Source organism: Rhodobium orientis (assembly GCF_003258835.1).
Classification (GTDB): domain Bacteria; phylum Pseudomonadota; class Alphaproteobacteria; order Rhizobiales; family Rhodobiaceae; genus Rhodobium; species Rhodobium orientis.
In genome coordinates this window covers 47,312-55,000 of the sequence record NZ_NPEV01000027.1, presented here as the reverse complement: position 1 = coordinate 55,000, position 7,689 = coordinate 47,312, and the positions used below count along the sequence as shown (strand labels likewise).

The 7,689-nt window shown below is 65.8% G+C and carries 6 protein-coding genes (1 of these 6 running past the window's edge); 3 read left to right on the top strand and 3 right to left on the bottom strand.

Annotated features, from left to right (window positions below; genetic code table 11):
- Window positions 1-140, top strand: the 3' portion of a protein-coding gene (locus CH339_RS13240) for a hypothetical protein (RefSeq protein WP_111434835.1). The gene continues 301 nt to the left of window position 1, outside the view; 140 of the gene's 441 nt are visible here — the last part of the coding sequence; its start codon lies beyond the left edge, outside the window; the stop codon is at window positions 138-140.
- A 150-nt stretch (window positions 141-290) separates the two neighbouring features.
- Here CH339_RS13240 and CH339_RS13235 read toward each other — a convergent pair whose 3' ends face one another.
- Window positions 291-1,748, bottom strand: a complete 1,458-nt coding sequence (locus CH339_RS13235) for a DUF418 domain-containing protein (RefSeq protein ID WP_111434834.1) — start codon at window positions 1,746-1,748, stop codon at window positions 291-293.
- Window positions 1,749-2,094: 346 nt separating this feature from the next.
- Between CH339_RS13235 and CH339_RS13230 the strand changes: the two genes are divergently transcribed.
- Window positions 2,095-2,652, top strand: a complete 558-nt coding sequence (locus CH339_RS13230) for a hypothetical protein (RefSeq protein WP_111434833.1) — start codon at window positions 2,095-2,097, stop codon at window positions 2,650-2,652.
- A gap of 367 nt (window positions 2,653-3,019) precedes the next feature.
- Window positions 3,020-3,763, top strand: a complete 744-nt coding sequence (locus tag CH339_RS13225) for a hypothetical protein (RefSeq protein ID WP_111434832.1) — start codon at window positions 3,020-3,022, stop codon at window positions 3,761-3,763.
- Between the two features lie 571 nt (window positions 3,764-4,334).
- Here the strand turns inward: CH339_RS13225 and CH339_RS13220 are convergent.
- A complete protein-coding gene (locus CH339_RS13220) occupies window positions 4,335-5,024 on the bottom strand; it encodes a LolA family protein (protein ID WP_111434831.1) in 690 nt (229 codons plus the stop codon).
- Window positions 5,025-5,143: 119 nt separating this feature from the next.
- The gene (locus tag CH339_RS13215) at window positions 5,144-7,675 is read right to left on the bottom strand and encodes an FtsK/SpoIIIE family DNA translocase (RefSeq protein WP_170138518.1); all 2,532 of its coding nucleotides are present in this window, start codon (window positions 7,673-7,675) and stop codon (window positions 5,144-5,146) included.
- Between the last annotated feature and the right edge of the window lie 14 nt (window positions 7,676-7,689).

The following is a 7,689-nucleotide window of genomic DNA, read 5'->3' as shown; positions in this document are numbered from 1 at the left end:
AGCCCTGCAAGCCGTTCGGCTACAGCACCATGCACACCGGCCCGAAGCTGCCGGTGTTCGGCCACAGCCGCCTCAAGCGGATGCGGGTTCATCACCACAGGCCGCAGCGCAGGACCTTCCAGGGGCGGGCGTTCCGGTAGGCCCGGATGCAGGGGAATGTGCGTTGCCGCCGCCGTTTTCCCGTCACGCCATCCGGACAGACGAAAAACCCGCCGCGTTGTTTAAGCGCGGCGGGTTCTTTTTTCTCTGGAGGTATTTCAGGCGGGCGACAGATTCGGAAAAATTTGCGATCAGGCGATGGTCGGCGCCGGCGCGGAGGCTTGTCCCGCGATCGACGGATTTGTCAGGGCCGGCGGCACGGACTTCCAGACGATCAGCCGCCGCAACAGCCATTCGAACGGCCCCTGGCTGAACGCCATCAGATAGAGCCGCGAGGCGACGAGTTGGACCGCGATCATGGCAAAGGCCATGAGCAGGAGCTGGCTGTGGGAGAAGCTGCCGTAAAGCCCGAAGCCGTAGCCGAAGAAGAGGCCGGTGAAGACCATGGTCTGCAGCAGGTAGTTGGTGAGCGCCAGCCGGCCCGTCGCCTTCAGCATGGAGGTGAAGACCGTTGCCGCCGGCAGGCGCGTCAGCAGGACGATGAGGGCGAGGTGGCCGAAGGCGTTGCCGATGCGGCCGAGGTCGTAGGTGATCGATGTCCAGTCGGTGCTGCCGGCTTCCTCCGCGGGCAGCACGGCGGCCATGATCTCCAGCCCGTTGACGGTGACGCCGATGCCGTAGCCGAGCATCAGCATCATCAGATAGAAGCGTGTGGATCTGGCGCCGGTGACGATGCCGAGCTTGAAGAAGGCCATGCCGATCAGGATGAGGGCGCCGACATCGACCAGATGGGTTTTGAAGAGGTCGGTCGAGTGGTTGGCGAAGGCCGTGCTGGCGGAGGTCACCATGTTGTAGAGGTAGCCCTCGCGGCGGTCGGCGACATCGGCGATCCAGCTTTGGTTGATCGCCTCGGTGGCTTCTTCGTCGGTTTGGGGTGCCTCATCGGCCTGCGGGGCCTCGTCGCCGGATGCCGCATCCGTCCCGGAGCCGACGAGAACGATGCGCGCGCCATCGCCTTCGGTGACGAGGGCGGCGGGCTGCACCGGCTGTACGGTCTCCATGACGGTACCGGCGTTGGCCGCCTTGGCGGCGTCCTCGGTGATCTGCCATTCCAGGGTCGACAGCAGCGCTGTGACGCCAAGGCCGACGCCGGCGACGATGAGCAGCGTGCGCGGCCTCAGGTTCCGCAAGGGAAAGATCAACAGCCCGAGGCAGCCATAGACGAACAGGATGTCGACGGGCGACAGCAGCAGATAGGCGTGGACGAGGCCGAACAGCATCAGCCACATCAGCCGGCGGTAGAAATAGTCGACGGCGGCGAGCCCGCCGGAATCCGCCTTCTGCAAGAGCAAGAGCGCCGTGGCACCGAACAGGAGCGAGAACAGCGCCCGCATGGAGCCGTCGACGAAGAGTTCGACGAAGCCCCAGGCCCGAAGATCGGCCATCTCGTCGCCGCCCCACATCAGCGGCAGCGAATAGGCAAGGCCGGGAATGGCGAAGACGAAGATGTTGCGGATGAGGATGCCGCAGACGGCAAAGCCGCGCACGGCGTCCATGGCGCCGATGCGCTCGGCGGTCGCGGTGTGCCCGCCGGTGCGAGACGGTCGCCGCGCAATGCCGGCGGCTGGCGCGAGGGCGGCCGCGGTCATTGCGGCAAGCCGGCCAAGGGGGACAAGAAAAACAGCCCGACGGGCGCGCGCGGGGAGGGCGCGTGACCACACAAAAGAGCTGTTGCGACCGCAACAACCACGGAAGTGCGCAACTCAGGTTTTCTCCGAAACCGCCTGCTTTTCGACTTGGGGGCAAAGCGGTAATCCCCAGCGAAAGCTCTAAAAACACAGCTTTCACACATTCATCTAGATACCGATTTTCCCCGATCTGGCAAGATTTTTTTGCAGGGACTGCAGACGGACGTGCCATAGTACCGGAAAACGACACGCGAAAATTGCATACGCGCTGGCGCGGGCATTTTCGCGTTCAAGGGGGAGAGAACAGATGCGGTGGTTTGCAGCCTTCCTTTTCATGATTCCGGCGATGCCGGCGATGCCGGCGCTTGCGGCCGAGATGGTCCCGGTCGCAGCCGTCTCGTCCTTTGCCCAGTCGACCATGGACGGCGATCTCTTTCGCTACCGGGCGGTGCTGGTGGAGGTCGACGACGGCGCCGACCTCTACATCTTCGCCGACAAGGGCGACGGCATGGAGCTGTTCGCCCATGCGCCGTCGATCGCCTGGCGCGGCGACATGTTCGGCCAGGAGCCGCGGCTTGAGGTGGCGGCGAACACATCGCTCAGGGTCATTTCGGAGAATTCCAGCGTCGGCCGCGACCGCTGGGAGCAGGTGCTGACGATCGCCTATCGCGACAAGCGGTTCGTCGTCGCCGGTTATACCTACAGCCATTACGACACGCTCGACCCTGCTGCCACCGGCAAGTGCGACGTCAATCTCCTGTCGGGCCGGGGCATCCAGGACGGGCGCACATTCCGCACCAGCATGACGGCACTTCCCGTCGACGAGTGGACGATGGACACCAGCCCGCCGGGATGCTCCCGGTAGCCGGGGATCGCGGCCGCCGGGCGCATCGTCCGATTCGCCCTGTCACCTGCGGACCGGCCTTGGCCGGTCCCGGATATGCCCGGGCATGCCCCATCGCCGATGCGGTAGCCAATTGCAGGGCCGCCGGCGCGGCGTGAATGCAACAGTTGCGGGAATAGGCATCGGTCAACCGGCTGCCGCGCTGGACAGTCCGGACGCTTTGTCGCTATATCGTTTCGCTCGCCAGTCGGTTCACTCCCCATTAACCTTTATCTTCGGTGAAGCGGGATTCGGCGGATGCGATGGGCGCGCGCCCGCAACGGGCGTGTTAGGTTGGGCTGCGGCGTCGATGGCGTCCCGGGGGAATAACGGAAAGAAGCGCTTGGCGATGGCGACGTCGACGACCGAAGCAATGACCGTGCGGCGCCGGCCTGGTGCATTTGCGGCCTTCATGGCCTGCCTGTTTCTTCTGATTTCGCTCTCCGCGCCGCTGGCGACATCGGCCAGGGCGGACGACTATTCCGACGGCGCTCATCCCGACCGCTGGATCACTTTCCACGAAATCACCAAGGCCTGCTCCGGCGAATGCGGCTTCCAGATCTATGCCGGCCGGTTCGTCGACGATTCCATGAAGTCGATCTTCGGCCTGAAGGGGTTCACGCCGATCTGGGACTGGACCTGGGCCGACAGCGGCATCGTCGCCGCGGCGGTCTCGCGCCCGATCGTCTCCCTGAAGGACTATGCCGAGATCGAAGGCGAACTGGGCATTGCCAAGCGCTTCGGCGACGCCACCTCCGAAGAGGTCTGGGGCGCCTTGTTCTTCCGCTGGAAGTGGTTCCCCTGGAACAAGTTCGTCAAGACGTCGATCGCCGTCTCGACCGGCCTCAACTATGCGCGCAAGCTCGACCAGCTCGAGGTCGCGCAGGCCGGCAATCACGAGGGCTCCAAACTCCTCCACTTCCTGACGCCGGAAATCGCCCTGTCGATGCCGGAGCATCCGCAATACGAGCTGGTGTTCCGCTTCCACCACCGGTCCGGCGGCAAGCACTTCCTGCTCGGCGACACCAAGATCTTCAATTCCACCGCCGGCGGCGCCCAATACGCTACGGTCGGCCTGCGCTACCGGTTCTAGCGGGTGCCTGTTTCCTCGTTGGCTTTGGCGGTGATTGCGGGGCCAGTGGTGCTTGAGACCCGCTAGTGCTTTCCCTTCCTGACATTCAGAAATGACTGGATTGCTTCGCTTCGCTCGCAATGACGGCCGAAAGTGCTGAGGCTTTTCAACGTCATTGCGAGGAGGCCGATAGGCCGACGCGGCAATCCATTGGGCCTCGCGATTGGGTCGGTTCCGTCAATCCCATACTCGGCCGATTGGCGCAGGCGGCTGCGGGGATACGCGCCGGGCTACCGTGCCGATGCGGGCAATGGGTCCCGGGTCTGCGCTTCGCTCCGCCCGGGATGACGCCTGAGGGTGACGCAAGGACAGTCGAAGCCGTCAGGCTTCGCAAGGGCGACCGCCCGTCGGCGCTTATGCGCCGCCCCCGCGGAGGCACGCGCGGAGCGCGTCTGCCGTGAGCGAAATAACGAAGCCATTAGGCTTCGCAAGCGCGAACGCGCGCCGGCCGTAAGGCCGCGCCCGCGGAGCCGCGAGCGAAGCGAGCTGGCGTGAGCGCACAAAACCGCCGTGAGCGACAAAAAACTCCCACTCAATCCTTGATGCGGTTGTTGAGGTAGTCGCGCTGGTAGTTGATCTCGAACGCTCCGTCATTGACCGGCACGCCGGTGGCGACGTTGTAGATGGCGACCGAGGTGTCCCCTTGCGCGTCCGTGACGGTCCACTGGCGCAGTTCATAATTGTTGCCGTCGAAGACCAGCGTCAGGCGGCCGTCGCCGAAGGTGCTTTCCTCGTCGATGATGACGGTGACGAGGTCGGGTTCCACGGAGACGCGGGTGACCTTGGCATCGCTCGTCAGGTCGATGTGGTCGGCGAGCAGAAAGCGCAGCGGCGTCTTGTTCAGCGGCCAGATGTCCTGGGTGTCGAGCCGGCGGTCGCGCACGGCGACCGACTTGCCGTCGGCGATGATCTCCATGCGGGCCGGCTTTTCGTAGCGGAAGTTGATGCGGCCGGGACGCGCGAGCTGGAACGTGCCCTCGGTGCGGCTGCCGTCCGGGGCGAACTGCACGAACTCGCCCTTCATGGTGCGCACGGAGTTGAAATAGGCGTTGATCTTGTTGAGCGTTTCTTTCGCCGTCTCGTCGAGGTTCGGGGTCGCGCCGGCGCCGGCCGGCGACAGCAGCACCGCACCGAAGCCGGCAAGGCCGAGCGCAAGGGCGAGAAAGCTGCGGCGCGTCGTTGCCCTGCGAGGGGGGGCCGTGCGGGATGCGGTCGGGGTCATTGAATCGTCTCCACTTTGTCTTGCGACATCGGGGTCCATCTGTTTTTTCGGCCGGGGGGTCGCTCCGTGCGCTAACACCGGCCTATGGCAAGTTTGCGGCAGAATTGCCGCGCTCGCCGTCAATAGTCTTCGGCGCCTTCGCCGACCAGGATCTCGCGCTTGCCGGCGTGGTTGGCGGCGCCGATCAGGCCCTCCTGCTCCATGCGCTCGATGATCGAGGCGGCGCGGTTGTAGCCGATCGACAGCCGGCGCTGGACGTAGCTGGTCGAGGCCTTGCGGTCGCGCAGGACGACGGCGACGGCCTTGTCGTAGAGATCGTTGGAATCGTCCGAGCCGGCGGCCAGAAGATCGTAGGCGCCGCCGTCCGCGTCGTCCTCGCTGGTGATCTGGTCGAGATATTCCGGCGTGCCCTGGTCCTTCAGGTGGGCGACGATCTCCTCCACTTCCTCGTCGGCGACGAAGGGGCCGTGCACGCGCTGGATGCGCCCGCCACCGGCCATATAGAGCATGTCGCCCTGGCCGAGGAGCTGTTCGGCGCCCTGTTCGCCGAGGATCGTGCGGCTGTCGATCTTGGATGTCACCTGGAACGAGATGCGGGTCGGGAAGTTCGCCTTGATGGTGCCGGTGATGACGTCGACCGACGGGCGCTGGGTCGCCATGATGATGTGGATGCCGGCGGCGCGGGCCATCTGGGCGAGGCGCTGGATGGCACCCTCGATGTCCTTGCCGGCGACCATCATCAGGTCGGCCATCTCGTCGACGATGACGACGATATAGGGCATCGGCGCCAGATCGAGGTCTTCCTCCTCGTAGATCGCCTCGCCGGTGTCCGGATCGAAGCCGGTCTGCACCGTGCGGGTAATGGTCTCGCCCTTCTTCTCCGCCTGGGCGACGCGGGTGTTGAAGCCGTCGATGTTGCGCACGCCCAGCTTCGACATTTTCTGGTAGCGCTCTTCCATCTCGCGCACGGTCCATTTCAGCGCGACGACGGCCTTCTTCGGATCGGTGACGACGGGGGAGAGCAGGTGCGGAATGCCGTCATAGACGGACAGTTCCAGCATCTTCGGGTCGATCATGATCAGCTTGCACTTGTCCGGCGGCAGTCGGTAGAGCAGCGACAGGATCATGGTGTTGATGGAGACCGACTTGCCCGAGCCGGTGGTGCCGGCAACGAGCAGGTGCGGCATGCGGGCGAGATCGGCGATCACCGGATCGCCGCCGATGGTCTTGCCGAGGCAGAGCGAGAGCTTGCCCTTGGATTTCTCAAAATCCTCCGAGGCGATGAGTTCGCGCAAGTAAACCGTCTCGCGGCGCTGGTTCGGCAGTTCGATGCCGATGGCGTTCTTGCCGGGGATGACGGCGACGCGGGCGGAGATCGCGCTCATGGAGCGGGCGATGTCGTCGGCAAGGCCGATGACGCGGGACGACTTGATGCCGGGCGCCGGCTCCAGCTCGTAGAGGGTGACGACCGGGCCCGGATGGACGGCAATGATCTCGCCGCGCACGCCGAAATCATCGAGGACACCTTCGAGAAGCCGGGCGTTCTGCTCCAGCGCCTGGGTGCTGAGGCCGGAGCGGTTGCCGGACGGCTTCTTGGCCTCGGCCAGAAGGTGGATCGGCGGGAATTCAAAGGCTTCGTTGCGCAGAAGCGAAGGCTGGGCCTCGCGCATGACGCGCTTGCCGGGCTTCAGGCTGCCGGTCGGCTTGGAGACGGCAACGGCGCGCTGGACCGGGGTGTCGGTGTGGGCGTCCGGATCGGTGACGTCGGCGTCGTCCCAATCCTCCTCCCAGTCGTCGGCCTCGGGCGTTCCTTCCAGCACCGGTTCGACGCGGGAGCGGTCGTCGAGCGGATCGTCGTCGTCGCCGGCAAGGCGTTCGCGCATGGCGGACACGATGGATCCCTTGCGGCCGGACCGTCCGGCGCCGCCGCTGGCCCGGCGCAGGGTGGCACGGGCCTGCAGGATCCAGTGGGCGAGCGCGCCGACGGCGGGCGAGAAGCCGCGGTCGTCCTCATCGTCGTCGTCTTCGTCCTCGTCGTCGTAATAGGTCTGGCCGATGTCTTCATCCGGGGCGACCGGCGTCTCGCGGCGCCACCAGCCGGCGGCATAGACGAAGGCGGCGATCGCCGGAATGCCGAAGCCGGCGCCGATGAGGGCGATCGCAAAGGTCGAGCCGGTGCCGAGGATGGCAGCAGGAAGGCGCAGGGCCAGGTCGCCGGCGACGCCGCCGAGCCCCGTCGGCAGCGGCCAGGTGTCGGGGATCGGGATGACGGCGAGCGCGCCGGAAAGCAGGACGGTGCCGATGAGCCAGGCGCCGAGCGGCTTCTTGCCGATGCGCATGACGTGGCCGGACATGAGCTGCCAGCCCCACAGCACGACCGGCATGAGCACGACGGCGGCGGCAAGGCCGATCATCTGGATGAGGATGTCGGCGACGATGGCGCCGGGCTTGCCGAGGGCGTTGCGGACCTCCGTGCCGGTGACGTGGTTGAGGCTCGGATCGCTGATCGACCAGGTGGCAAGGGCGGCGGCAAGCGCGGCGGCAAGGGCGACGAGGGCAAGGCCGGCGGCCATGACGAGATGGCGGCGCAGCCACTGGCGGATGCCGCCCTCGTCGATCATCAGGTTCTGTTGCGTCCGCGATGCCCGCATGGTCCGGTCCATGT

Coding starts and splice junctions, on each gene's coding strand:
- CH339_RS13235 (WP_111434834.1), bottom strand. CDS start 1,748: ATGACCGCGGCCGCCCTCGCGCCAGCCGCCGGCATTGCGCGGCGACCG.
- CH339_RS13230 (WP_111434833.1), top strand. CDS start 2,095: ATGCGGTGGTTTGCAGCCTTCCTTTTCATGATTCCGGCGATGCCGGCG.
- CH339_RS13225 (WP_111434832.1), top strand. CDS start 3,020: ATGGCGACGTCGACGACCGAAGCAATGACCGTGCGGCGCCGGCCTGGT.
- CH339_RS13220 (WP_111434831.1), bottom strand. CDS start 5,024: ATGACCCCGACCGCATCCCGCACGGCCCCCCCTCGCAGGGCAACGACG.
- CH339_RS13215 (WP_170138518.1), bottom strand. CDS start 7,675: ATGCGGGCATCGCGGACGCAACAGAACCTGATGATCGACGAGGGCGGC.